Raw genomic sequence first — 24,899 nt, forward strand, 5'->3', positions numbered from 1 at the left:
GCAGGTGTCAGGCGGCGGTGACCAGGGCGCGCCGGAGAAGAGCGCGTCAAGCGCGGGGCGCAACCTGCCCGCGGCCATCGCCGTGGGCGTCGGCTTGGGCGCCGTCATCCTCGTGGCGCTGTTCACGGTGCGCGAGCTGTTCGTGGGCGTCGTCGCGATCGCGGTCGCCGTGTCGATGTACGAGCTGACGGGCGCGTTGCGGCGCGGCGCGGGCATCCGGGTGGCGCTGCTGCCCGTGCTGGCCGGCGGGCAGGCCGTGGTGTGGCTGGCCTGGCCGTACGAGCGCGGCGGCGTGCTCAGCGCGTTCGTGGTGACGATCCTGGTGTGCCTGATCTGGCGGCTCAAGGACGGCGCGGACGGCTACCTGCGCGACGTCACCGCGTCCATCTTCACGGTCGCCTACGTGGCCGTGTTCGCGGCGTTCGCGGTCATGCTGGTCGTGCCGGACGACGGCGTGTTCCGCGTCCTGGCGTTCCTGATCGGCGTCGTGCTGTCCGACACCGGCGGCTACGTGGCCGGCGTGCTGTTCGGCAAGCACCCGATGGCCCCCACCATCAGCCCGAAGAAGTCCTGGGAGGGTTTCGCGGGCTCGATGGTGGCGGGCATGGTCGGCGGCGCGCTCACCGTGGGCCTCATGCTGGACGGCCAGTGGTGGCAGGGCGTGCTGTTCGGCGCGGCCCTCGTCGTCACCGCGACCGCGGGCGACCTGGTCGAGTCGCTGATCAAGCGCGACCTCGGGATCAAGGACATGGGCACGCTGCTGCCCGGTCACGGCGGCCTGATGGACCGGATGGACTCGCTGCTGCCCTCGGCCGTCGTCGCCTGGCTGCTGCTGCACCTGTTCGTGTGACCGACACCGCGCCGCGGACGGCGGCGAGGTCACCCGGAAGCCGACCTCGCTAGTCGTCGTACGGGTCGTCCACGCGTGAGCCGGTGTCCTCGTCGGACAGCGGGGTGGTGCGGGACGGATCGATCACCGAGAACACCGCGCCCGTGTGGTCCGCGACGACCGTGATCCGGCCGAACGGCGTGTCGTACGGCTCCACGGTGACGCGTCCGCCCAGCTCCAGCACCCTGGTCGCGGCCGAGTCCGTGCCGATCTCCGGCGCCGCGGTGAAGTACACCATCCAGTGCGGCGGGGTCTCCGGCGCGAACGCCCGGCCCATCCGCTGCCGCCCGAGCACGGTGTTCCCCTGGATGGCCCACAGCGTGTAGTCCACCGCCTGGCCGTCACCGATCTGGGTGATCTCGTACCCGCACAGCTCGTGGAAGAACTCGTCCGCGGCGTGCCCGTCGCGCGTGTTCAGCTCGGCCCACGCGTACGCGCCGTGCCCGTCCGCGCCGAACACCCAGTCGGGTGGCACGTGCCGGAAGCCGACGACCGCGCCGGTCGGGTCGGCGAGCACGGTGACGGTGTCCGAGGGCTCGCCGAGCACCTCCCCGCCCAACGCGTGCGCCTTCTCGGCGGTGGCGCGGGCGTGCGGCGTGTTCAGGTACAGCGTCCAGGCGCTCGGCTTGTCGGCGACGACCAGCTCGGCCACCGGCAACCCGTTCACCAGGGCGATCGCGTTGCCGTCGACGTCGGAGAAGTACCAGCCGAACAGGCCCGAGTAGAAGTCGACCGTGGCCTGGAGGTCCGCGGTGGCGAGGTCGACCCAGCACGGCGAGCCGTGGTGCAACTCGGCCAGAGCGGGAGAATGGGGGACGATCGACACCGGGTACCTCCTGCCAGCGCTTGTTCGATCACGCTACGGCTCTAAAGTCGTCCCGTGAAGGGATTCGTCCGCGCCGCGTTGGCCGCAGTCCGGCCTGTCGACGTCCTGCCGAGCCCGAACATCTGGCACTGGCCCGAGCTCTACGAGGTCGAGAACCGCGCCCAGGACGTGGACGGGGCCATCTGGCGCGCGCTGCGCGAGGAGTGCGACTGGGCCGGGCGGGACGTGGTCGATGTCGGCTGCGGCGACGGGTTCCACCTGCCGCTGCTCGCGCGGGAGGCGCGTTCGGTCATCGGCGTCGAGCCGCACCCCCCGCTGGTGCAGCGCGCCCGCGCGCGGGTGGCGGACGTGCCGAACGCCGAGGTGGTCGCCGGTCCCGCGCAGCGCCTGCCGCTGCGCGACGCGACCGCGGACCTGGTGCACGCGCGCACGGCGTACTTCTTCGGTCCCGGCTGCGAGCCGGGGATGCGCGAGGCCGACCGGGTGCTGCGGCCGGGCGGCGCGCTGGCGATCGTGGACCTCGACGGCACGGCCGAGCCGTACGGGCCGTGGCTGTGCGCCGACGAGCCGCGCTACAACCCGGCGGACGTGGAGCGGTTCTTCGCCGATCAGGGGTTCTCGTTGCGGCGCGTGCGCGCGCTGTGGCGGTTCGAACGCCGTGAAGACCTGGAAGCCGTGTTGCGCATCGAGTTCTCCGAAACCGTCGCGGAGAAGGCCATCGCGCGCACGCCCGGACTGTCGTTCGAGGTCGGCTACCGCGTCCACGTGAGGCGCAAGCCGGTCGGGATTGTGCTGCCCTGAGAGCGCTCACCTAGGATTCGGGGCGTGGAGAACAGGAACGCGGGCAGGTTGGGTCGGCAGGTCGGCGTCGTGGGTCTGGGCTGCTGGCAGCTCGGCGCGGACTGGGGCCAGGTCGAGGAGTCCGACGCGCTGGCGGTGCTGCACGCCGCCGCCGACACCGGCGTGAACTTCTTCGACACCGCCGACGTCTACGGCGACGGCCGCAGCGAGACGCTGATCGGCAAGTTCCTCCGCGAGCGCGGCGACGCGGGCATCACGGTGGCCACCAAGATGGGCCGCCGCGTCGACCAGGTGCCGGAGAACTACCGCCGCGAGAACTTCCTGGCCTGGAACGACCGGTCGCGCGCCAACCTCGGCGTCGACACGCTCGACCTGGTGCAGCTGCACTGCCCGCCGACGCCGGTCTACTCGACCGACGAGGTGTTCGACACCCTCGACGAGCTGGTGGAGACCAACCGCGTCGCCGCGTACGGCGTGAGCGTGGAGACGGTCGAGGAGGCGTTGACCGCGATCGCCCGACCGGGTGTCGCGAGCGTCCAGATCATCCTGAACGCGCTGCGCCTCAAGCCGCTGGAGCGGGTGCTGCCCGCGGCGGCGGAAGCGGGCGTGGCGATCATCGCCCGCGTTCCGCTCGCCTCGGGGTTGCTGTCCGGCAAGTACACCGCGTCGACCACGTTCGGGACCGACGACCACCGCAACTACAACCGCAACGGTGACGCGTTCGACGTCGGCGAGACGTTCTCCGGCGTGCCGTTCGAGGTCGGGCTGGAGGCGGTGGAGCGGCTGCGCGCCCTCGTGCCGTCCGGCGCGACCATGGCGCAGTTCGCGCTGCGGTGGATCGTGGACCAGCCGGGCGTCACCGTGGTCATCCCCGGCGCCCGCAACGCCGAGCAGGCTCGCGCCAACTCGGCCGCCGCGGACCTCGCGCCGTTGTCCGCGCAGGCGCAGGACGAGGTGCGGTCGGTGTACGACTCGCTGATCCGGCCGCTGGTCCACGACCGCTGGTAGTTCACTCTTCCGGGTTGTCTTCCTCGACGTCGAGCTCGCCGAGGATCGCGTACAGCTTGCGGCGGGCCTCGCTGAGGACTTCGACGGCCCGCGCCTGCTGTTCACGCGTGCCCGCGTGCGCCATCTGCTGCATGGCCGCGCCGAGGTGCCGTGCCGCCGTGCGCAGCTTCGCCGCGTGCAGGTCGAGGTCTTCGTTGACCTGCTGCCACGGCGGCGCGCCCTCGAGCTTCCCGGCCGCCTCGCGGCCGGACTCGGTCAGCGTGAACAGCTTCTTGCCGCCCGCCTCCTCGGTGGAGGCGACGAGGCCCTCGTCGGCCAGCATCTGCAGGGTCGGGTAGACCGAGCCGGGGCTGGGCCGCCAGAGGCCGTCCGTGCGGCCGCCGATCTCCTGGATCATCTCGTAGCCGTGCATGGGGCGTTCGACGAGCAGCGCCAGGACCGCCGTGCGGACGTTGCCCTTGCGCTGCCTGCCGCCGCGGCCCCGTCCCCGGCCGTGACCGGGGAAACCCGGCGGTTCGGGCGGGACCGGGGGGCCGCCGAACGGGCCGCCGCGGTTGAAGCCGCCGCCGAACCCGCCGCCGAAACCCTGCCGCGGGTCGCCGAAGCCGTGCTCGCGGTGAAGCCTGTGCTCGTGGTGCCTGTGTCCGTGGAAGTGCATCTTCATGCTCCTTGTATCGATCGGTTGCGACGTGTCGACGATATATCGGAACGTATCGCGATGCAACGGTGATGGCCGTCGCAGTCGGTGTGGTCCTGGCTGCCGCGCGCACGTGGGACACTGGAGGGCGCTATGACTGCCCTCCCCCTCGTCTTCGACGCGCCCAAGCGCGGGCTGCCGCCGCGCCACCTCGCCGACCTCTCCGCCGACCAGCGTCGAGAGGCCGTCGCCGCACTCGGCGAGAAGCCCTTCCGCGCCGCGCAGCTGTCGAACCACTACTTCGGCCGGCTGACCGTCGACCCCGACGCGATGACCGACATCCCCGCCGCCACGCGCGAACGCCTGGTGACCGACCTGATGCCGCCCCTGTGGACGGAGCTGCGCAGCGTCGAGGCCGACGGCGGCACGACGCGCAAGACGTTGCTGCGCGCCCACGACGGCACGTTGGTCGAGAGCGTTTTGATGCGCTACCCGGACCGCGCCACGCTGTGCATCTCGTCGCAGGCGGGGTGCGGCATGGCGTGCCCGTTCTGCGCCACCGGGCAGGGCGGCCTGACCCGGAACCTGTCCACCGCGGAGATCGTGGACCAGGTGCGGCGCGGCGCGGCGGCCATGCGTGACGGCGAGCTGCCCGGCGGGCCGGGGCGGTTGTCCAACATCGTGTTCATGGGCATGGGCGAGCCGCTGGCCAACTACAAGCGCGTGGTCGAGTCGGTGCACCGCATCTGCGACCCGGCACCGGACGGCCTGGGCATCTCGCAGCGCTCGGTCACGGTGTCCACGGTCGGGCTCGTGCCGGCGATCCGGAAGCTGACGGAGGAGAACCTCCAGGTCAGGCTGGCGGTGTCGTTGCACACGCCGGACGACGAGCTGCGCGACACCCTGGTGCCGGTCAACACGCGGTGGAAGGTCGCCGAGGTGCTGGAGGCGGCTCGCGGCTACGCCGACCGCACGGGCCGCCGGGTGTCGATCGAGTACGCCCTGATCCGCGACATCAACGACCAGCCGTGGCGCGCGGACATGCTGGGCAAGCTGCTGCGCAGGCACCTGGGCCAACTGGTGCACGTCAACGTCATCCCGCTGAACCCCACGCCGGGCTCCAAGTGGGACGCGTCGCCGAAGCCGGTGGAACGCGAGTTCGTCCGCCGGGTCAACGACCAGGGCGTCGCGTGCACCGTGCGTGACACCAGGGGCCAGGAAATCGCCGCCGCCTGCGGCCAGCTCGCCGCGGAAGGCTGATCAGCAGGCTTCTTCGACCGCGACCTTGATCCGACGTCCCGCGTCGACGAGGTCGCGGTCGAGGTTCGCGCTCCTGCGGACGCGGCCCTGGGCTGAAGCCGCGCCGCCGAGGCGGCGCGACTGTCGACCGGCCTCGGGGAAGAGGCCGGTCGGGGTGGGCTAGCGGCGCCAGGAGGTGCGGCTGCGGACCTGGTCCCAGATCAGCAGGGCGGCCATGCTGAGACCCACGAGGATCACCCAGATGTTCTCGGTCCGGCCGTGGTGGTTGCCGATCAGCAGGCCGAAGACGGCCAGGGTGGAGAGCCAGCCGGCGATCTTGACGCCCTTGGGGAAGCCGCCGTGCCAACCCCACTCGGCCGAGGGCTCTTCGTGGGGGTCGACCGCCGGACGCTTGTCCAGTTCCGAGGACGAAGACACAGCCGCACGACCTTCCTGCCCGATCACGTTCACCAACGGCGTCATCGTCGCACACGGGCGTGCCAGGCGAGACGTGAGGTGCGCGGCACCGGAGCGGCTGCGGTCGGGCGGTGCGCGGCGGGCATGTCACCTGCGTCAACTTTCGTCGGCGAGGCTCGAGACCAACGAACGCGGCCGGCGGGCGGCTGGTTCTTTACCGTGGTCACCTGTGACGTCTGTCGTTCAGCGGCTCCGGCCCGTCCTGCCGGATCTCCGGGAGGCGCCCGCCGCGTTCCTGCGCGCCCACGCCGAGCGGCTCGGCGAGCTCACGCCCTGGCGGGTGGCGCGCGAGGTGCTGGCCGTCGTCGTGCTGCTCGGGCTGGACGTGTTCCCCGGCTGGGTCTCCGGCGACTGGCGGTCGTCCGGGTGGGTGCTGATCGCCCTGGGAGTCGGCTACGTCGCGATCTTCCTGTCGAGGCTGCTGTTCCCCGCGCTGGCCCTGCTGGTGGCCACCTGGGTGGTGTTCAGCGCCGAGCACGGCGGCGTCGCGATGGTGGTCATGCTGTCCTACTCCGCCGGCTACCGGATCACGCCGTGGCAGCGCTCGCTGCTCACCGCGGTCCTCGCGCTCGCCCTGCACATGTTCGCCTGGGGCGTGTCCGCGCCCGGCCTGTCCGGGCCGTTCGGCCAGTGGGTGATGCTGACCGTCTACTGCATGGTCGTGGCGCTGCCGTTCCTGGTCGGCCGGTACGTGGCGCAGCGCAACGCGCTGGTCGCGGCGTTGCAGGAACGCGAGGAACGGGTGGTGCGGGAGCGGCGGATGGTGTCGCGCCAGGTGCGGCTGCGCGAGCGCAACCGGATCGCGCAGGACATGCACGACAGCCTCGGCCACCGGCTCAGCCTCATCTCCGTGCACGCGGGCGCGCTCACCATGGACACCGGTCTCGGCGAACGCCAGCGCGAGGCGGTGCAGGTGCTGCGCAGCGCGGCCCTCACCGCGATGGAGGAGCTGCGCGGGGTCATCGGCGTGCTGCGGCGCGACGAGGAGCCGGAAGAGGACCAGGGGCGGCGGACCACCGTCGGCGGAGCCGACAACCGGACCGTGGACGCGATCGACGAGCTGGTCGACGGCGCGCGGCGGGCCGGTGTGCGGGTCAGCCTCGTGCGCGGCGGCCAGGCCGTGCCGCTGCCCGCGAAGGTCAGCCACGCCGCGTACCGCATCGCCCAGGAGGGCCTGACCAACGCCAACAAGCACGCGCCGGGCGCGAGCGTGCAGGTGACCGTGAAGTACGAGCCGGACGCGCTGGTGGTGGAGGTGCGGAACAACCCGCCGCGGGCCAAGCTGCCGGGCGGCGCCGGGTTCGGCCTGATCGGGTTGGGGGAGCGGGTGCGGCTGGCGGGCGGCATGCTGCACGTGGGCGAGCTGCCCGCCGGCGGGTTCCGCATCGCGGCCGTGCTGCCGTACGAGGACACCGCCGCGGCCGGTGACGAGCCGTCCGACGAGGAGCAGCCCGAACCCGCCAAGCCCACCGGCATCCGCAAGTGGGCGGGTGTCGGCTCGATCGTGCTGGCCGGGGTCGTGGTGCTCGTGGTCGTCGGCGGCTACACGTGGATCGGGTCGCAGCCCGTCACCAAGGTGGTGTCCGACGAGCTGTACGACTCGGTGTCGGTCGGGCAGTCGGAGGCGGAGGTGATGGCCAGGCTCCCGGGTGGCGCCGAGCCGCCGCTGGGCGACCTCAACTCCGACGCCGGGCCGGAACCCGCCGGGGCGCGGTGCGAGTACCGCGTGGCCGACGTGCAGACCTACTCCTCGCGGGCGACCAAGATCGTGCGGTTCTGCTTCGCCGACGGCACGCTGGTCGAGAAGAACACCCACTTGCAGGAGTTGTGACAGTGATCCGGGTCCTCATCGCCGACGACGAGCCGCTGATGCGCGCGGGCATCAAGGCCATCCTCGGCACCGCCGACGACATCGAACTGGTCGCCGAGGCCGGTGACGGGCGGGAAGCCGTCCGGATCGCCCAGGAGCGGCGGGTGGACGTCGCCGTGCTCGACATCCGGATGCCCCGCCTGGACGGTTTGGCGGCGGCGCGCGAGCTGCGGTCCGTCGCACCCTCGGTGCGGGTGGTGATGCTCACCACGTTCGGCGAGGACGACAACATCGTCCGGGCGCTGTCCGACGGCGCCGCCGGGTTCCTGCTGAAGGACTCCGCCCCGGAAGAGCTGCTGCGCGCCGTGCGCGCGGTTCACTCGGGCGAGGCCTACCTGTCACCCATGGTGACCAGTCGGGTGGTGGGCATGGTGGCGCAGGTGGGTCAGCCGCGCCGGCAGGCGGCGATGCGCCAGGTCGAGGGGCTGACCGACCGCGAGGTCGAGGTGCTGGCCCTGCTCGGGCTGGGGATGTCGAACGCCGACGTCGGGCAGCGCCTGCACATGAGCGAGGCGACCGTGAAGACCTACGTGAGCAGGCTGCTGGCCAAGCTGGGGCTCACCAACCGCGTGCAGGCCGCCTTGCTGGCCCGGGACGCGGGGCTGGCGAACTGAGGGGTGCGCACAGGGGTGTGCCCCGTCGGTCAGCCGACGGGGCACACCCGGTGGTCAGTGGTTTTCGCGGACGTCAGGCCCTGGCTCGGGAACCGGTCACCATGCGGTAGACGCCCAGCACGATCAGCGAGCCGAGGATGGCGAGCAGCCAGGTGCTCAGGTCGAAGAACGTGTTGATGTCGGTGCCGAAGATGGCCCGACCGACGAAGCCGCCGATGATGGCGCCGACAATGCCGAGCAGCATCGTGATGATGATGCCGCCGGGGTCCCGACCTGGCATGATGGCCTTGGCGATGGCACCCGCGATGAGGCCGAGGACGATCCAACCCAAGATGCCCACGGGGCTCTCCTTCCTGATGGCCGCGACGGGCGGATCCGTCGGGCGCTTGATCGAGGAATGCCCACGTTCGAGTGATGCCACGCGCTCGTTATCGTTCTGTTATCAAAGTACCGCTGTGCGGGTTATCAGGTCGGCTCGGGAACAATGGTGGGTGATGAGCACACCACGCACGGTCCTGGTACTCGGGTCGACCGGGTCCGTCGGCACCCAGGCCCTCGACGTCATCGCCGCCAACCGCGACCGGTTCACCGTGGTCGGCCTGGCCGCCGGCGGCGCCGACCCGGCCGCCCTCGCCGCCCAGGCGGTCGAGTTCGGCGTCCAGGCCGTGGCCGTCGCCCGGGCCACCGCGGTCGAGGACGTCACGCTCGCCCTCTACGCCGAGGCGCAGAAGCGCGGCTACGCCCGAGGGGCGTTCAAGCTGCCGCGCATCCTGGCCGGCCCGACCGCGATGACCGACCTGGTCGACTCCACCCCGGCCGACGTGGTGCTCAACGGCATCACCGGCTCGATCGGCCTGGCGCCGACGCTGCACGCCCTCGAAGCGGGCGCGACCCTCGCCCTGGCCAACAAGGAGTCGCTGATCGCGGGCGGCCCGCTCGTGCTCAAGGCGGCCCGGCCCGGTCAGATCGTGCCGGTCGACTCCGAGCACTCCGCCCTGGCCCAGTGCCTGCGCGGCGGCCGGGCCGACGAGGTGGCGAAGCTCGTCCTCACGGCCTCCGGCGGCCCGTTCCGCGGCCGGACCCGCGCCCAGCTCGCCGACGTCACCGCGCGCGAGGCCATGGAGCACCCCACGTGGTCGATGGGCCCGGTCATCACCGTCAACTCGTCCACCCTGGTCAACAAGGGCCTGGAGCTGATCGAGGCGCAGCTGCTGTTCGACGTGCCCTACGACCGCATCGACGTGGTCGTGCACCCCCAGTCGATCGTGCACTCGATGGTCACCTTCACCGACGGCTCCACCCTCGCCCAGGCCAGCCCGCCGGACATGAAGCTGCCGATCGCCCTGGCGCTGGGCTGGCCGGACCGCATCCCCGGCGCCGCCGCCGCGTGTACTTTCGACGTGGCGACGGCGTGGACGTTCGAGCCGCTGGACGACGAGACGTTCCCGGCGGTGCGGCTGGCCAGGCAGGCGGGCTCCGGCGGTGGCTGCCTGCCGGCGGTGTACAACGCGGCGAACGAGGAAGCGGTCGCGGTCTTCCTCGGCGGCGGCACGTCGTTCACCTCCATCGTGGACACTGTCGAACGGGTGCTCGCGGAGGCGGACGGCTGGGCGCACGAGCCGGTCGACGTCGACGAAGTCCTCGCGGCGGAGCAATGGGCCCGGGCGCGGGCGCGGGAACTCGTGGCCACTTCGGTGGGGTCTGGAAGGGACTGACGTGCTCGTTTTCCTGGGCATTCTGCTGTTCGCCCTGCTCATCGGCATCTCGATCGCGTTGCACGAGCTCGGCCACCTGGCCACCGCGAAGATGTTCGGGATGAAGGTGACCGGTACTTCATCGGGTTCGGTCCGAAGATCTGGTCATTCCGCCGCGGCGAGACCGAGTACGGCCTCAAGGCGATCCCGGCGGGCGGCTTCTGCGAGATCACCGGCATGACCGCGCTGGAGGAGGTCGCGCCGGAGGACCAGCACCGCGCGTTCAACCGGCAGAAGACCTGGAAGCGCGTGGTGGTGCTGTCCGCGGGCTCCATCACCCACTTCATCGTGGGCTTCGTGATCCTGTACTTCATGGCCTTCACCATGGGCATCCCGAACCTCCGCGACAGCGCGATGATCGCCGAGGTCGCCCCGTGCGTGCAGAGCAGCACCGACGCCGAGTGCGCGCCCGGCGCGCCCGCGCCGGCCAAGGACGCGGGCTTCCAGGTCGGCGACGAGATCGTGGCGGTGGCCGGCGCGGCCACGCCCACCTGGGCCGACGTGCTCACCAAGACCCGCGAGCGCAGCGGCACGACCGAGTTCCGGGTGCTGCGCGACGGCCGCGAGCTGACCCTCACCGCCGACGTCGCCCGGGTCGAGCGCGAGCTGGAGCGCAAGGACGGCACGCGCTACAAGGAAGAGGTCGGCGCGATCGGCGTCATCCAGCAGCGCAACTTCGAGTACAACGCGATCACCGCCATCGGCGGCGCGACCTCGTTCACCGGCACGATGTTCGAGAACACCTGGCGCGGTCTGATCAACTTCCCGAAGAAGATCCCGGCCGTGATCGAGGCCATCGGCGGCGGCGAGCGCGACATCGACAGCCCGGTCAGCGTGGTCGGCGCGAGCAGGCTCGGCGGCGAGGCGGTCGACCGCGGCCTGTGGCAGCTGTTCTGGCTGATGCTGGCGGGCCTGAACTTCTTCGTGGGTGTGTTCAACCTCCTGCCGCTGCTGCCGCTTGACGGTGGTCACATCGCCGTCAACCTGTACGAGCGGGTGCGAGACTGGATCCGGAAGCTGCGCGGGCTGCCGGCCGGCGCGCCGGTCAACTACCTGCGACTCTTGCCGCTCACCTACTTCGTGATTTTCGTCGGCGGATCGGTCACGTTGTTGACGATCACCGCGGACATCGTCAACCCGATCAAGCTCTTCCAGTGATCCCAGTGAGAGGTGCCAGTTCATGAGTGACGGCGTCATGCTCGGCCTGCCGGCGATGCCTCCTCCGGTGTTGTCGGAGCGGCGCAAGACCCGCCAGCTCATGGTGGGTTCGGTGGGTGTCGGGAGTGAGTTCCCGGTGTCGGTGCAGTCGATGACGACGACCGTGACGGCGGACGTGAACGCCACGCTCCAGCAGATCGCGGAGCTGACGGCGGCCGGCTGCGACATCGTGCGGGTGGCGTGCCCGTCGCAGGACGACGCGGACGCGCTGGCGGCGATCGCGAAGAAGTCGCAGATCCCGGTCATCGCGGACATCCACTTCCAGCCGAAGTACGTGTTCGCGGCGATCGAGGCCGGCTGCGCGGCGGTCCGGGTGAACCCCGGCAACATCAAGAAGTTCGACGACAAGGTCAAGGAGATCGCGGCGGCGGCCCGGGACCACGGCACGCCGATCCGCATCGGCGTGAACGCGGGCTCGCTGGACCCGCGGTTGATGGCGAAGTACGGCAAGGCGACGCCGGAGGCGCTGGCGGAGTCGGCGCTGTGGGAGGCGTCGCTGTTCGCCGAGCACGACTTCCACGACCTGAAGATCTCGGTGAAGCACAACGACCCGGTGGTGATGGTCCGGGCGTACGAGCTGCTGGCCGAGCAGTGCGACTACCCGCTGCACCTGGGTGTGACGGAGGCGGGCCCGGCGTTCCAGGGCACGATCAAGTCGGCGGTGGCGTTCGGCGCGCTGCTGCGGCAGGGCATCGGGGACACGATCCGGGTGTCGCTGTCGGCTCCTCCGGTGGAGGAGGTGAAGGTCGGGCACCAGATCCTCCAGTCGCTCAACCTGCGCCCGCGCAAGCTGGAGATCGTGTCGTGCCCGTCCTGCGGCCGCGCCCAGGTCGACGTCTACACCCTGGCGGAGCAGGTCACGGCCGGTCTGGAGGGCATGGAGGTGCCGCTCCGGGTCGCCGTGATGGGCTGCGTGGTGAACGGGCCGGGCGAGGCGCGTGAGGCCGACCTCGGTGTCGCCTCGGGCAACGGCAAGGGCCAGATCTTCGTCAAGGGCAAGGTCGTCAAGACCGTCCCCGAGCACCAGATCGTGGAGACCCTGATCGAAGAGGCCATGCGGATCGCCGAGGAGATGGGCGAGACCGTCGAGGGCGGCGAACCGGTCGTCACGGTCGGCTGAGCGCCGTCGGACGTGGGCCGGCAGTCGGCTGAGCGGGTGGCGGACGCGCGGGTAACGGGGTCGATCTGGCAGGCTTGACGGCGTGCTGAGGTTGGCTGGCGCGCGTTTGCTCGACGAGCGGGACCTGTCCGAGGTGCTGGCCGTGCTGGCGGCCGACCCGGTGGCGTCCTGCATGGTCGCCGCACGGGTCGAGGTCGCGGGGCTCGACCCGTGGCGGCTCGGCGGCGAGGTGTGGGCGTACGACCACCGGTCGCTGCGGGGCGGCCGGGTCGACGCGCTGTGCTTCGCCGGTCCGAACCTGATCCCGCTGCGCGGCGACACGCCCGCGCTGCGCAGCTTCGCCGACCGCGCCCGCCGTCGCGGCCGCATGTGCTCGTCGCTGGTCGGGCCCTCCGAGCAGGTGCTCGGCCTGTGGGAGGAGCTGTCCCCGGACTGGGGACCGGCCCGCGAGGTGCGCGCCGACCAGCCGTTGATGGCGCTGGGCGGCAGCCCGTCGATCCCGCTGGACCCGCTGGTGCGGCCGGTCCGACCGGACGAGCTCGACCGGTACCTGCCCGCCGCGATCGCCATGTTCATCGAGGAGGTCGGCGTCGACCCGTGCGCCGAGGACGGCGGCGTGTCCTACCGGGCGCGGGTGGCCGAGCTGATCGCGGCCGGGCGGGCGTTCGCCCGGTTCGAAGGCGGCGACGTGGTGTTCAAGGCCGAGATCGGGGCCATGTCGGCGCAGGTGGGCCAGATCCAGGGCGTGTGGGTGCGGCCGGACCGCCGCGGGCACGGCATCGGCGCGGCGGGCACCGCGGCGGTGGCCGAACGCCTGGTCAAGAGCATGGGCCGGACCGCGTCGCTGTACGTGAACTCCTACAACGACGTGGCCAAGGCGGCCTACCGCAAGATCGGCTTCGCCCAGGTCGGCCAGTACGCGACCGTGCTGTTCTGAGACCGTCGCGGCGTGCGGTCGATCGCACCGGGCATACTCGGCGCCGTGATCGCGCGCAAGCCGTCCCTGTCCCGCTTGGTCCTTCCCGGGGTGGTCCTGCTGCTCGTCAGCGGCTGCGGCCTGTTCTCCTCCCGTCCCGGTCCGGACCAGGTGGCGGGCGACTTCCTGGCCAAGCTCGCCGCGGGCGACGTGGACGGCGCGGCCGGCCTCACCGACGACCCGGCCGACGCCAAGGAGCTGCTGGGCAAGGTCCGCGAGGTGCTCAAGCCGGAGAGCCTGGCCGCCGAGGTCGAGCAGGTGGGCTCGACGGGCGAGTCGACCACCGCCGACGCGACCGCGCGGCTCGACTGGGACCTCGGGCACGACCACGCGTGGAGCTACCAGACGAAGTTCGACCTCCGGCGCGAGGAGGACGACTGGAAGGTGCACTGGGCGCCTTCGGTCGTGCACCCGAAGCTCGCCGTGCAGCAGTCGCTCGGCGTGGCCGAGGTGAAGCCCGCGCTGGCGCCCGTGCTCGACCGGGACGGCACGCCGCTGCTCGCGCCGGAGCAGGTCGTGTCGGTCCTGCTCGACGCGAAGGACGCGGGCGACCTCAACGCGGTGGCCGCCGCGCTGGCCGCGGCGCTGACGCCCATCGACCCCGCGATCACCCAGTTGGCGATCGTGGACGGGGTGTCGAAGGCGCCCGCCGGGCAGGTCTACCAGGTGGCCGCGCTGCGCGACGCCGACTACCAGACCGTGAAGCCCGCGATCTACGAGCTGCCGGGGGTGCGGTTCACCACGCAGACGAGCCTGCTGGCGCCGTCGCGCACGTTCGGCTCGCAGGTGCTGCCCGCCGTGCGCAAGGCGGTGGAGGAGGAGATCGCCGGGAAGGCCGGGCTGCGCGTGTACACGGTGAACGCGGCCGGCGACGAGGTGGAGACGCTGCACGAGCAGGCGCCGGAGGCGGCGCAGGCGATCTCGACCGCGTTGAGCCGCTCGGCGCAGGTGGCGGCGGAGGACGCGCTGGAGCCCGTGCCGCAGGCGGCGATGCTGGTGGCGTTGCAGGCGTCGACCGGCGACGTGCTGGCGGTCGCGCAGAACGGACCGGCCGACGAGGCGGGCCCGATGGCGCTGTCCGGCCGCTACCCGCCCGGGTCGACGTTCAAGATCGTGACGGCGGCGGCGGCGCTGTCGTCCGGGCAGGCGACGGCGGACACCCCGCTGCCGTGCCCCGGCACGACGGTCGTCGACGGTCGCCGGGTCGTGCCGAACGACCACGAGTTCGACAAGGGCACGATCCCGCTGCACTCGGCGTTCGCCTTCTCCTGCAACACGACGTTCGCGCAGCTCGCGGCCGCGATGGAGCCGGACGCGCTGACCGAGGCGGCGGACTCGTTCGGCCTCGGCGTCGACTTCGACATCCCGGCGATCACCACGATCACCGGTTCCGTGCCGCCCGCCACCGACGTGGTGGAGCGGGCGGAGGACGGCTTCGGCCAGGGCAAGCTGCTGGCGAGCCCGTTCGGCATGGCCCTGGTGGCGGCGACGACGGCGACGGGCAAGATGCCGGTGCCGACGCTGCTGAAGGGCCGGGAGACGAAGGTGGACCACACCCCGACCCCGCCGACACCCGCCGTGCTGGAGCCGTTGCGGGCGATGATGCGGGAAGTGGTCGAGACCGGCACCGCGCCGCAGCTCAAGCCGCACGGGGACGTGCGGGGCAAGACCGGCACGGCGCAGTTCGGCGACGGCACCAACTCGCACGGCTGGTTCGTCGGCTACCGGGGTGACATCGCGTTCGCGACCCTGCTCCTGGGCACCAACAGCTCCGCCCCGGCGGTCGAGGCCACCGCCCGCTTCCTGGCCGCCCTCGGCTGAGGTGCGCCGGTCCGCGGCCGGGGTGGGCGGGCCGCCCGAACCGCTGCCGCCGCGCCCGGAACGGTCGAGGTGACCGCGTAGGGGACACGTGGCGCATGCCTCATCACGCTGAGCCGTAATCTGGAGGCATGTCCGCGCGTGCCGTCCTCCAGCCAGGTGTGCTGTCCCCCCGCCGTCCGGTGCCCGCCAGGATCGAGCGGCCCGAGTACGTCGACCGGCCTGAACCCAAGCGCAACACCGATCCCTGGGTGCAGCCGCCCGAGGTGGTCGAGGCGATGCGCGTCGCGGGCAGGTTGGCGGCGCAGGCGTTGCAGGAGGCGGGCAAGGTGATCGTGCCCGGCGTGACCACCGACGAGATCGACGCGGTCGCGCACGAGTTCCTGTGCGACAACGGCGCGTACCCGTCCACGCTCGGCTACCGCGGCTTCCCCAAGTCCTGCTGCACCTCGCTCAACGAGGTCATCTGCCACGGCATCCCCGACACGACCGTCGTCGAGGACGGCGACATCGTCAACGTCGACGTCACCGCGTTCATCGGCGGCGTGCACGGCGACACGAACGCCACCTTCCTCGCCGGCGACGTGAGCGAGGAGGCCCGCCTCCTCGTCGAGCGCACGCACGAGGCCACCATGCGCGCCATCAAGGCGGTGAAGCCGGGGCGGCAGCTCAACGTGGTCGGCCGCGTCATCGAGTCCTACGCCAACCGCTTCGGCTACGGCGTGGTGCGCGACTTCACCGGCCACGGCATCGGCCGCACCTTCCACAGCGGCCTGGTCGTGCTGCACTACGACGCGCCGCACGTGCCCACGGTGATCGAAGAGGGCATGACGTTCACCATCGAGCCGATGATCACCCTCGGCGGCATCGACCACGACCTGTGGGACGACGGCTGGACGGTCACCACCCGCGACAAGAGCTGGACCGCCCAGTTCGAGCACACGATCGTGGTCACCGCGGACGGCGCGGAGATCCTCACCGTCTGCTGAGCGGGCGCCTCACCGCATGCCGAGCAGCGGCGCCAGGGCCGCCGCCACCTCGGCGGGCGACGTCACCGCGCCCAGGTGGTGGCTGTCCAGCTCCACCACCGGCCAACCCAGCTCCCGGGCCGCCGAGGCGGCGGTGTCGTAGGCGCCGCTGAGCCGCACGTACGAGCACGGCCCGGTCCACGCCACGGTGGGCCGGGGCTCCTTGAGGAACGCCAGCGGCACCTCGGGCGCCTCGGCCACGATCTCCTCCAGCAGCCGCACGTCCGGCACCATCGCCGACAGCGCCTCGGGCGCGAACCAGAGGTCCCAGCGCGGCATCAGGCCGTCCCGGGAGATGGTCTTCAGGTGCGCCATCCGCTCGGCCGGCGCGTCGTCGCGCCAGCTCCGGCCCGGGGTGGGCAGGTCGGCGTCGAGGAACACCAGCCCGCGCACGGGGGTCTCCAGGGCGTCGGCGAACGCGGGCAGCAGCGGACCGGCGCCGCTGTGCCCCACCAGCACCAGGTCGCCCTCGACCATGGCGTCCTCGACGGCGTCGGCGAACACCCCGAGCAACCGCTGGTGGACGGGTGCGGCGTTGACGTTCACCCGCAGGTCGAGCAGCACCACGGGGTGACCGCGCTCGGCCAGCGCGTCGGCGAGCGGGCGCATGCTCGCGGGCCCGAGGTAGGGGCTGTGCACCAGGACCGCGGTGGCGGGGACGTCGACCATGCGGTGGATGATGTCAGCCGGGACCGACACGAGGGGACATTGTGCGCAGTGCGTTGCTGGTGGCCGGCACCACGTCGGACGCGGGGAAGAGCGTGCTGGCGGCGGGTCTGTGCAGGTGGCTCACCCGCCAAGGGGTGAGGACGGCCCCGTTCAAGGCCCAGAACATGTCCAACAACTCGGTCGTGACGGCCGACGGCGGCGAGATCGGCCGGGCGCAGGCGGTGCAGGCCGCCGCGTGCGGGCTGGCGCCGAGCGTGCGGTTCAACCCGGTGCTGCTCAAGCCGGGCGGCGACCGCAGCTCGCAGGTCGTGGTGCTGGGCCGGGCGGTCGGCGAGGTGTCCGCGCTGTCCTACCGCGAGCGCAAGGCCGAGCTGTTCGCCACGGTCCTGACCACGCTGGACGGCCTGCGCGACGACTTCGAGGTGGTGGTCTGCGAGGGCGCGGGCTCACCCGCCGAGATCAACCTCAGGGCGAACGACATCGCGAACATGGGCCTGGCGCGGGCGGCGGACCTGCCGGTGCTCGTGGTCGGCGACATCGACCGGGGCGGGGTGTTCGCGCACCTGTTCGGCACGCTGGCCCTGCTCGACCCGGCCGACCAGGCGCTGGTCGGCGGGTTCGTGGTGAACAAGTTCCGCGGCGACCCGGCGTTGCTCGAACCGGGCCTGCGGCAGCTGCACGCCCTCACCGGGCGTCCCGTGCTCGGCGTGCTGCCGTGGCGGGAAGAGCTGTGGCTGGACGCGGAGGACTCCCTGTCCTACGCGGCGGACGGCGTGATCGGCCGGCCCGAGCCGCCGCGCGGCGACCAGTGGCTGCGGGTGGCCGTGGTGCGGTTGCCGCGCATCTCCAACGCCACCGACGTCGAGGCGCTGGCGTGCGAGCCGGGCGTGTCGGTGCGGTTCGTCACCGAGCCGTCCCGGCTGGCCGACGCGGACCTCGTGGTGGTGCCCGGGTCGAAGGCGACGGTGGACGACCTGCGCTGGCTGCGCGCCACCGGCCTGGCCGACGCGATCGCCGCGCACGACGGGCCGGTGCTCGGCGTCTGCGGCGGGTTCCAGATGCTCGGCCGGACGATCGAGGACGCGGTGGAGTCGCGCGCGGGCGTGGTCGAGGGCTTGGGGCTGCTGGACGTGGACGTGCGGTTCGAGCCGGGCAAGACGCTGGGCACGCCGCACGGCGACGCGCTCGGCGAGCGCGTCACGGGCTACGAGATCCACCACGGCGTGGTCACCCGCAACGCCGAGGAAGGGCTCCTCACCCTGCCGGACGGCACGCCGGAGGGCGCGCTGCGCGGCCGGGTCGCGGGCACCCACTGGCACGGCCTGCTGGAGAACGACGGCTTCCGCCGGGCGTTCCTGCGCTGGGCCGCCGGCCACGCGGGTCGGGAAGGATTCACCCCCGCGCCGGACGTCGACTTCGCCGGACGGCGGTCCGCTCAGCTCGACCTGCTCGGCGACCTGGTCGCCGAGCACCTCGACACCGACGCGGTGTGGGCGTTGCTGGAGGAGGGCGTGCCACCCGGGCTGCCGGTCATCCCCCCGGCGGGTGCGCCACCTGTCGCCTGACGGCATCCGACCGCGGTGCGCGCGACCGACAAGTCGCGTGATGGTGCCACCGGTGGGCGGAGACGTGCGGACGACCGGATCGGCGACGGCGGCGGGTGGCTGCCCGACCGGCAAGCCGGGCGGCGCTGCCCGCGTGGGTCCGTCGTGGACGGTGTGGTCGCATCCGGGTGTGGGGAATCAGTGCGGTCCTGGTGGACGTTCGCTAGCTGAGGCCCGGGTTCGAACGGAGGGCACCGACTCGCCGAACCGCACCCGCCGGAAGTCGGCCTGGTCGCGGAACCACGTGTCGCGGAAGTCCGCGGCGCCGGTGAACCCGGTGCCGCGGAACGTCGCCGCGCCGCCCGTGCCGAGCAGGACGCTGGAGGCGGTGCGGACCACGTCCTGCCGCACGCCGTCCCGGGCTCACCGGAACCGAGCGTGATCAGCAGGACCGCGACGGACCCCGCTCCCACGACACCGAGCCCGACCGCCCAGAGCACGATCGTCCGACAGCACGCGGTGCTCCACGTCCTCCAGCCCAGCGGACCGCCGGCGGGCCGTCAATCACCGATGCGGGCGGAAGAAAGCGGTGTCGCCCCGGCGTCCGACCCGACGAGGACCGGCGCGGGCACGCGGGGCGCTCGTCGTTTCACCGTCGTGGCGGCCATGCCGACGATCACCAGCGCCGCCGCGCCGAGCCGGACCGCGCTGACCGCCTCGTCCAGCAGCAGCCACCCGGACAGCATCCCCGCCACGGGCACCAGCAGCGCGAACGGCACCACGGCGCTCGCTTCGTAGGTTCGCAGCAGCAGGTTCCACAGGCCGAAGCCGAGCAGCGTCGACACCCACGCGATGAACAGGATCGCGCCGACCCCGGTCCAGCCGATCCCGCGCAGCGCGGCCAGGTCCGCCGCCGGTCCCTCGAAGACGAGCGACACCCCGAGCAGCGGCAGCACCGCCAACGCGCTGACCCACACGATGAAGTTGACCGGGTCCGGCGGCCGGGCGTACCGGGTGGCGACGTTCGCCACGCCCCACGCCACCGCGCCCAGCACCACCAGCAGGAAGGCCGAGATCGGGCTGCCGACGCCGTAGTCGATCGCGATCACCGCGATCCCCGCCGCCGCCACGCCCATCCCGATCAGCTGCACGGGTCGCGGCCGTTCCTTCAGCAGCACGGCCGCGAACAGCACGGTGAAGAACACCTGGCTCTGCAGCACCAGGGACGACAGCCCGGCGGGCATCCCGGCCGCCATCCCGACGAACAACAACCCGAACTTCGCCACGCCGAGCGCCAGCGCGACCGCGACGACCCACTTCCACGCCACCTTGGGCCTGCCGACGAACCACAGCGCGGGCACGGCGGCGGCCAGGAACCGCAGCGCGGAGAAGAACAGCGGCGGGAAGTCGCGCAGGCCCACCTTGATGACGACGAAGTTGACCCCCCAGATGGTGGCGACGAGCACCGCGATCGCGACGTGGCGTGGTTTCACACCACCGAGTCTCAGCGCTCACATCGTTTAGCACTAGCGACGACTGCTGAAGGTTTCGGTTTAGTATCGCTACATGTTGGATCTCGGACGGCTCCGCGCCCTGCACGCGGTCGCGCAGCACGGCTCGGTCGGCGCGGCGGCCACGGCGTTGGGCTACACGCCGTCGGCGGTCTCGCAGCAGATCGCCAAGCTGGAACGGGAGACCCGCACCACGCTGCTGGAACGCCGCGGGCGCGGTGTCGCCCTGACCGACGCGGCGCACCTGCTGTCGGCCACCGCCGGGCAGGTGCTCGCGCTGGTCGAGCACGCCGAGGTGGCGTTGGAGGAGCAGCGCGGCGCGGCCGTCGGCGAGCTGCGGGTGGGCGCGTTCGCCACCGCCGCGCGCGGCCTGCTGCCGGCAGCGGTGGTGCGGCTGGCCGAGCGGCACCCGCAGCTGGACGTGCGGCTGGTCGAGCTCGACCCGCCGGACTGCCTGGAGGCGGTGGCGCGCGGCGAGCTGGACCTGGCCGTCACGCACGACTGGGTCAACGCGCCGCTGGCCGTGCCGGAGCCGGTGTCCCGGGTGCGGTTGGGCGAGGACGTGGCCGACGTGCTGCTGCCCGTCGCGCACCCGTTGGCGCGGCGGGAGTCCGTGACGCCGGAGGACCTGGCGGGCGAGCGGTGGATCTGCCAGCCGGAGGGCACGATCTGCCACGACTGGCTGGTGAACACCTTCCGCGGCGCGGGCATGGAACCCGACCTGGCGTACCGGATCGCCGAGTACGAGACGCAGTTGGCGTTGCTGGCGAAGGGGATCGGCGTGGCGCTGCTGCCCCGGCTCGGTCGTGGCGCGTTGCCGGGCTCGGTGCGCGCGGTGCCGTTCCGGCCGACGCCGACGCGCCGGGTGTTCGCGGTGTGGCGCACGCAGGCCGGCCGCCGCCCTGCCGTGACCACGACCCTGGCCGCGTTGCGCGACTGCTGGGAGCAGCGGGAGACCGCTTGAGAACGCTTGTGCCGCAACAGATAACGATCGGGCATCCCACGGTTGCGGCGCGCCCGATTCCGACGAGTATCGGAGTGGGCCGTCGGGGGTCGTGGGTCTCGGCCCGGTCAAGCCACTCACCAGGGGGCCTCCTGCGGAAATCCGCCGCCGTGGGAGGTCTCCGCCCCGTCGTGAAAGCCCTTACCGGGAGCCCTTGCCGGCAGCCCTCGCCGGGCACCGGCCGGACCGGTCGGCGTCGGTCGGGCGCACGCCGAAGAGACGTGCCCGCAGGTCGTCGACGGCGGCCTGCGGGACCGGCGTGGTGGCCTCGGCGGCCTTGACCGCTCAGGCGGCGGCCGGGTCCGGGTAGTGGGTCAGTCCTTGTGCCGCTCCAGCAACTCCTCCAGGAAACCGCCCGCCTCGGCCGCGGCGCGGGCCGCGTCCCGGTCGCGCACCGCGTCGAGCAGGCCGGCGTGCGACACGTGGTCGTCCTCGTGATCGGTTTCCACGGTGGCCGTGATGCTGGCCCGGACCGCCTCCGTGAGGCCCTGGTACAGCTCGGCCAGCAGGGTGTTGTGCGAGCACTGGACGAGCATCACGTGGAACGCGGTGTCCCGCTCCACCAGCCCGGCCCAGTCCTTCGCGGCCAGCGCGCCGTCCCGCTCGGCCAGCAGCTCTTCGAGCTTGCGGACCTCTTCGTCGGTGCGGTGGGTCGCGGCCAGTCGGGCGCCCTCCACCTCCAGCGTCCGGCGCACCTGGAGGACCTCGCGCAGCTCGCTGCCGCACATCCGGCGGACCGCGCCGGACAGCTCGCTGGTCGCGCGGACGAACGTGCCGTCGCCCTGGCGCACCTCCAACAGCCCGGCGTGGGACAACGCGCGCACCGCCTCCCGCACGGTGTTGCGCCCCACGCCCAGGGCGGTGACCAGCTCCGGTTCGGGTGGGATGCGGCGGCCGACCGGCCATTCACCGGCGGCGATCGCTCCCCTCATCTGGTCGATCACCTGGTCGACGAGCCCGGCCCGCCGAGTAGTGGCCAACGGCACAGCGTCATCCTTTCATCCGAACATCCCATGTCTGTAATAGTGGTCCGGTGCCAATCCAGCAGACCCGGCCAGACTGGTCACCGTCGACTGCCCACATTGCCACCGATGGCGATGCCAATGCGACGATCGCCGACCATCCTGGCCGCACGGGCGCGGGTGAGGTGCGTCGGAACCGCCAAGTTGCCCTGGTCGGCAGCACCCTGTTGGCGATCGGCGTAGCGCTGGCCGCCGCGAACCTCCGCCCGGCCGTGACGAGCCTGGCCTCGGTGCTGGGTGACGTGCGCGTGTCGCTGGGCGTCTCCACCGCGTGGACGAGCCTGCTGACCGCCGTGCCCACGCTGTGCTTCGCCGTCGCCGCGTTCCTCGCGCCCTGGCTGGGCCGGCGGTTCGGGATGGCCCGGGCGGTCGGGCTGTCGTTGCTGGTGCTGACAGTCGGCTTGGTGCTGCGGGTGGTGGACGGCCCGGCGGCGGTGCTCGGCGGCACGTTCATCGCGTGCGCGGGCATCGCGGTGTGCAACGTGCTGATCCCGGTGGTGGTGAAGGAGTCGTTCCCGGGCCGGGTGGGTCTGGTGACCGGCGTCTACACGGCGGCGTTGGCGGCCGGCGCGGCGTTGGGCGCGGCGTTCACGCCCGGCCTGGAGTCGGCGTTCGGGTCGTGGCGGCTGGCCGTCGGCGCGTGGGCGTTCCTGTCCGTGGCGGCGTTGCTGGTGTGGCTGGCTGGTGCGCGGCACGGGTTGTCCGCACGGCCCGTGGTGCGCGCGGCGCGGGTGGGCAGGCCGCTGTTCCGCAGCCCGCTGGCCTGGGTGATCACGGTGTTCTTCGGGCTCCAGTCGCTGCTGGCCTACACGGTGATGGGCTGGTTGCCGCAGATCCTCGTCGACTCGGGGGTCGACCGGACGACGGCCGGGCTGCTGCTGGCCATCACGATGGTGCTGGGCGTGCCGGTGAGCCTGATCGTGCCGCCGCTGGCCGCGCGCTGGTCGGGCCAGTCCTGGCTGGTGCTGGTGCTGGGCGTGCTCTCGGTGCTGGGCGTGCTGGGTCTCGCCCTGGCCCCGGGCGCGGCCCCCGGGCTGTGGGTCGTGCTGATCGGCGTGGGCATGGGCATGTTCCCGCTCGCCCTGGTGATGATCTCGTTGCGCACGTCGACCGGCGCGGACACGGCCCGGCTCTCCGCCATGGCGCAGAGCATCGGCTACCTGATCTCCGCCGCCGGCCCGTTCGCGTTCGGGGTGCTGCGCGGGGTGACCGGCACGTGGACCGTGTCGATGCTGGTCCTGGTGGCGCTGCTGGTCGTGCTGACCGCCCTCGGGTGGATCGCCGGCCGGCCACGCACGGTGTAGGTGATAACGCCTCGTCTTCCCGGCACGATGTGTCGGTTACGGACAGAACGGAGACCCGGTCGCACGAGGGGTACGACCGGGTCTCCCGCGTTCCGCGTCGCCCGACGAAGGCGCGTCATGGGCGTCATGCGCCCACGCGCGTCACGGGTCGTTCAGTGGGGCGCGTCCCGGAGCCGCCGGGTGCCTCAGTTCGTCAGAGGCAGGTTGAGCAGCGCGTTCTCGACGACCTCGGGCATCCCCGGGTGGATCCAGTACTGCCCGCGCGCCATCGTGCGGGCGTCCAGGCCGAAGCTCATCGCCTGGATCACCGGCTGGATCACGCTCGACGCCTGCGGGCCGATCACGTGCGCCCCCAGGATCAGGCCCGTGTCCGGATCGGCCAGCACCTTCGCGAACCCCGTCGTGTCCTCCATCGCCCAGCCGTATGCGATCGACGCGTAGGCCTGCGCCGCCGCCACGTACCGCACGCCGCGCTCGACGGCCTGCTCCTCCGTCAACCCGACCGAGGCGATCTGCGGCGACGAGAAGACGGCCGCTGGCACGAACCGGTGGTCCGAGGAGATCGGCTCGTCCGGGTGCAGCAGGTTGTGCTGCACGACCCGCGCCTCGTGGTTGGCCACGTGCTTGAGCTGGTACTCCGAGCTGACGTCACCCAGCGCGTAGACGCCCTCGGCGGACGTGCGCTGGTGCTCGTCGACGACAACGCGGCCGTCGGGGTGCAGGTCGACACCGGTCGCGGCCAGGTCGAGCAGGTCGGAGTTGGGCGTGCGGCCGACCGCGACCAGCAGCTCCTCGGACTCCACGACCTCCGCGCCGTCCGGGCCCTCCAGGTGCAGCCGGACCACGCCGTCGACCCGCTCGGCCCGCACCGCCTTGCGCTTGAGCCGCACGTCCCACTTCTGCGCGGCCGTCTCGGTGAAGCGGGCGGCGACCTCGCGGTCCTCGTGCCGCAGGAGCAGGTCGGACCGCGCGATCAAGGTCACCTGCACGCCGAACGACGAGAACACGTGCGCGAACTCCGCCGCCACGAAACCGCTGCCCAGGATGGTGAGGCGAGGGGGCAGGGCGTCGAGCCGCATGATCGTGTCACTGGTGTGGTAGCCCACCGAGTCGAGGTCGGCGACGTCCGGGACCACCGGGCGGCTGCCCGCGGCGAGCACGAACCGGTCCGCGGTGATCACCTCGCCGGTGCCCGTGTCCAGGGTCTTCGGACCGGTGAACCGGGCCGTGCCCTCGTAGACGGTGACGTTCGCGTTCTCCTCGGCCCGCCAGCGGCGGCCGCCCTCGGAGATCGGGTCGATGCGGCCGAAGATCCGGTCGCGCACGTCGGTCCACCGGACGCCGTCCAGGTGGGCGTCGACGCCCAGCCGCGCGCCCGACGCGGGCGCGGCGGCGACGTCGGCGGTGTGCACGAACATCTTCGTGGGGATGCACCCGACGTTCAGGCACGTGCCGCCGAACACACCCTTCTCGACGATCGCGATGTTCCAGCCGGCGAACCGCTCGTCCACGATGGAGTTGCCGGAACCGGTGCCGATGATGACCAGGTCGAAGTGCCTCACGTCGTGCTG

At 72.2% G+C, this 24,899-nt stretch carries 23 protein-coding genes and 1 pseudogene; 15 read left to right on the plus strand and 9 right to left on the minus strand.

The features are described from left to right. Window positions 1-4 precede the first annotated feature (4 nt). Window positions 5-850, plus strand: coding sequence for a phosphatidate cytidylyltransferase (locus EDD40_RS30480; protein WP_123745982.1), 846 nt, complete (start codon window positions 5-7; stop codon window positions 848-850). Between the two features lie 49 nt (window positions 851-899). Here EDD40_RS30480 and EDD40_RS30485 read toward each other — a convergent pair whose 3' ends face one another. Continuing rightward, window positions 900-1,715, minus strand: a complete 816-nt coding sequence (locus EDD40_RS30485; RefSeq protein ID WP_123745983.1) for a VOC family protein — start codon at window positions 1,713-1,715, stop codon at window positions 900-902. A 54-nt stretch (window positions 1,716-1,769) separates the two neighbouring features. On the opposite strand from EDD40_RS30485, the gene EDD40_RS30490 reads away from it, so the two are divergent. Together EDD40_RS30490 and EDD40_RS30495 are read left to right on the plus strand one after the other, a co-directional pair. Further along, complete coding sequence (locus EDD40_RS30490) at window positions 1,770-2,516, plus strand: class I SAM-dependent methyltransferase (protein ID WP_123745984.1); 747 nt, start codon at window positions 1,770-1,772, stop codon at window positions 2,514-2,516. 24 nt (window positions 2,517-2,540) lie between these two features. Further along, window positions 2,541-3,524 (plus strand): aldo/keto reductase, encoded by a 984-nt coding sequence (locus EDD40_RS30495; protein ID WP_123745985.1) that lies wholly within the window; start codon window positions 2,541-2,543, stop codon window positions 3,522-3,524. 1 nt (window position 3,525) lies between these two features. Here EDD40_RS30495 and EDD40_RS30500 read toward each other — a convergent pair whose 3' ends face one another. Next, complete coding sequence (locus tag EDD40_RS30500) at window positions 3,526-4,182, minus strand: PadR family transcriptional regulator (RefSeq protein WP_201436946.1); 657 nt, start codon at window positions 4,180-4,182, stop codon at window positions 3,526-3,528. A 132-nt stretch (window positions 4,183-4,314) separates the two neighbouring features. Between EDD40_RS30500 and rlmN the strand changes: the two genes are divergently transcribed. After that, window positions 4,315-5,421, plus strand: a complete 1,107-nt coding sequence (gene rlmN / locus EDD40_RS30505; RefSeq protein WP_123745987.1) for a dual-specificity RNA methyltransferase RlmN — start codon at window positions 4,315-4,317, stop codon at window positions 5,419-5,421. A 159-nt stretch (window positions 5,422-5,580) separates the two neighbouring features. On the opposite strand, the gene EDD40_RS30510 is transcribed toward rlmN, so the two are convergent. Next, window positions 5,581-5,838, minus strand: a complete 258-nt coding sequence (locus EDD40_RS30510) for a DUF2631 domain-containing protein (RefSeq protein ID WP_246037923.1) — start codon at window positions 5,836-5,838, stop codon at window positions 5,581-5,583. 208 nt (window positions 5,839-6,046) lie between these two features. Between EDD40_RS30510 and EDD40_RS30515 the strand changes: the two genes are divergently transcribed. Together EDD40_RS30515 and EDD40_RS30520 are read left to right on the plus strand one after the other, a co-directional pair. Next, complete coding sequence (locus tag EDD40_RS30515; RefSeq protein WP_123745989.1) at window positions 6,047-7,708, plus strand: sensor histidine kinase; 1,662 nt, start codon at window positions 6,047-6,049, stop codon at window positions 7,706-7,708. Between the two features lie 2 nt (window positions 7,709-7,710). After that, window positions 7,711-8,361 (plus strand): response regulator, encoded by a 651-nt coding sequence (locus EDD40_RS30520; RefSeq protein ID WP_123745990.1) that lies wholly within the window; start codon window positions 7,711-7,713, stop codon window positions 8,359-8,361. 73 nt (window positions 8,362-8,434) lie between these two features. Here the strand turns inward: EDD40_RS30520 and EDD40_RS30525 are convergent, their stop codons facing one another. Further along, window positions 8,435-8,701 carry a GlsB/YeaQ/YmgE family stress response membrane protein gene (locus EDD40_RS30525; protein ID WP_123745991.1) on the minus strand — a complete coding sequence of 89 codons (267 nt, stop codon included), beginning with the start codon at window positions 8,699-8,701 and terminating at the stop codon, window positions 8,435-8,437. 154 nt (window positions 8,702-8,855) lie between these two features. On the opposite strand from EDD40_RS30525, the gene dxr reads away from it, so the two are divergent. The 6 genes and pseudogenes from dxr to map all read left to right on the plus strand — a co-directional run bounded on the left by dxr (window position 8,856) and on the right by map (window position 16,236). Then, window positions 8,856-10,076, plus strand: a complete 1,221-nt coding sequence (gene dxr / locus EDD40_RS30530) for a 1-deoxy-D-xylulose-5-phosphate reductoisomerase (RefSeq protein ID WP_123745992.1) — start codon at window positions 8,856-8,858, stop codon at window positions 10,074-10,076. A 1-nt stretch (window position 10,077) separates the two neighbouring features. Further along, window positions 10,078-11,273 (plus strand): annotated as a pseudogene (locus tag EDD40_RS30535) (M50 family metallopeptidase). A 22-nt stretch (window positions 11,274-11,295) separates the two neighbouring features. Continuing rightward, entirely contained in the window at window positions 11,296-12,453 is a 1,158-nt protein-coding gene (gene ispG / locus EDD40_RS30540) for a flavodoxin-dependent (E)-4-hydroxy-3-methylbut-2-enyl-diphosphate synthase (protein WP_123745993.1), read from the plus strand. Between the two features lie 82 nt (window positions 12,454-12,535). After that, window positions 12,536-13,390, plus strand: a complete 855-nt coding sequence (locus EDD40_RS30545) for a GNAT family N-acetyltransferase (protein ID WP_170185246.1) — start codon at window positions 12,536-12,538, stop codon at window positions 13,388-13,390. 45 nt (window positions 13,391-13,435) lie between these two features. Continuing rightward, entirely contained in the window at window positions 13,436-15,250 is a 1,815-nt protein-coding gene (locus EDD40_RS30550) for a penicillin-binding transpeptidase domain-containing protein (RefSeq protein ID WP_123745994.1), read from the plus strand. Window positions 15,251-15,378: 128 nt separating this feature from the next. Further along, window positions 15,379-16,236 carry a type I methionyl aminopeptidase gene (gene map, locus EDD40_RS30555; protein WP_123745995.1) on the plus strand — a complete coding sequence of 286 codons (858 nt, stop codon included), beginning with the start codon at window positions 15,379-15,381 and terminating at the stop codon, window positions 16,234-16,236. 9 nt (window positions 16,237-16,245) lie between these two features. Here the strand turns inward: map and EDD40_RS30560 are convergent, their stop codons facing one another. Continuing rightward, window positions 16,246-16,974: an alpha/beta fold hydrolase gene (locus EDD40_RS30560; protein WP_246037925.1), complete on the minus strand. Its 729-nt coding sequence runs from the start codon at window positions 16,972-16,974 to the stop codon at window positions 16,246-16,248. Between the two features lie 11 nt (window positions 16,975-16,985). Between EDD40_RS30560 and EDD40_RS30565 the strand changes: the two genes are divergently transcribed. Beyond that, window positions 16,986-18,509: a cobyric acid synthase gene (locus tag EDD40_RS30565; protein WP_123745996.1), complete on the plus strand. Its 1,524-nt coding sequence runs from the start codon at window positions 16,986-16,988 to the stop codon at window positions 18,507-18,509. Between the two features lie 177 nt (window positions 18,510-18,686). Here the strand turns inward: EDD40_RS30565 and EDD40_RS30570 are convergent, their stop codons facing one another. Together EDD40_RS30570 and EDD40_RS30575 are read right to left on the minus strand one after the other, a co-directional pair. Further along, window positions 18,687-18,899 carry a pentapeptide repeat-containing protein gene (locus tag EDD40_RS30570; protein ID WP_123745997.1) on the minus strand — a complete coding sequence of 71 codons (213 nt, stop codon included), beginning with the start codon at window positions 18,897-18,899 and terminating at the stop codon, window positions 18,687-18,689. Window positions 18,900-19,048: 149 nt separating this feature from the next. Beyond that, a complete protein-coding gene (locus EDD40_RS30575) occupies window positions 19,049-19,981 on the minus strand; it encodes an EamA family transporter (RefSeq protein WP_123745998.1) in 933 nt (310 codons plus the stop codon). A gap of 73 nt (window positions 19,982-20,054) precedes the next feature. On the opposite strand from EDD40_RS30575, the gene EDD40_RS30580 reads away from it, so the two are divergent. Further along, entirely contained in the window at window positions 20,055-20,963 is a 909-nt protein-coding gene (locus EDD40_RS30580; protein WP_123745999.1) for a LysR family transcriptional regulator, read from the plus strand. Window positions 20,964-21,316: 353 nt separating this feature from the next. Here EDD40_RS30580 and EDD40_RS30585 read toward each other — a convergent pair whose 3' ends face one another. Beyond that, the gene (locus tag EDD40_RS30585) at window positions 21,317-21,988 is read right to left on the minus strand and encodes a FadR/GntR family transcriptional regulator (RefSeq protein WP_123746000.1); all 672 of its coding nucleotides are present in this window, start codon (window positions 21,986-21,988) and stop codon (window positions 21,317-21,319) included. A 125-nt stretch (window positions 21,989-22,113) separates the two neighbouring features. Between EDD40_RS30585 and EDD40_RS30590 the strand changes: the two genes are divergently transcribed. Further along, window positions 22,114-23,328, plus strand: a complete 1,215-nt coding sequence (locus EDD40_RS30590; RefSeq protein ID WP_425471356.1) for an MFS transporter — start codon at window positions 22,114-22,116, stop codon at window positions 23,326-23,328. 185 nt (window positions 23,329-23,513) lie between these two features. Here the strand turns inward: EDD40_RS30590 and EDD40_RS30595 are convergent, their stop codons facing one another. Then, a complete protein-coding gene (locus tag EDD40_RS30595; RefSeq protein ID WP_123748396.1) occupies window positions 23,514-24,890 on the minus strand; it encodes a mycothione reductase in 1,377 nt (458 codons plus the stop codon). Window positions 24,891-24,899 lie beyond the last annotated feature (9 nt).

It is taken from the genome of Saccharothrix texasensis, from assembly GCF_003752005.1.
GTDB classification, from domain to species: Bacteria; Actinomycetota; Actinomycetes; order Mycobacteriales; family Pseudonocardiaceae; genus Actinosynnema; species Actinosynnema texasense.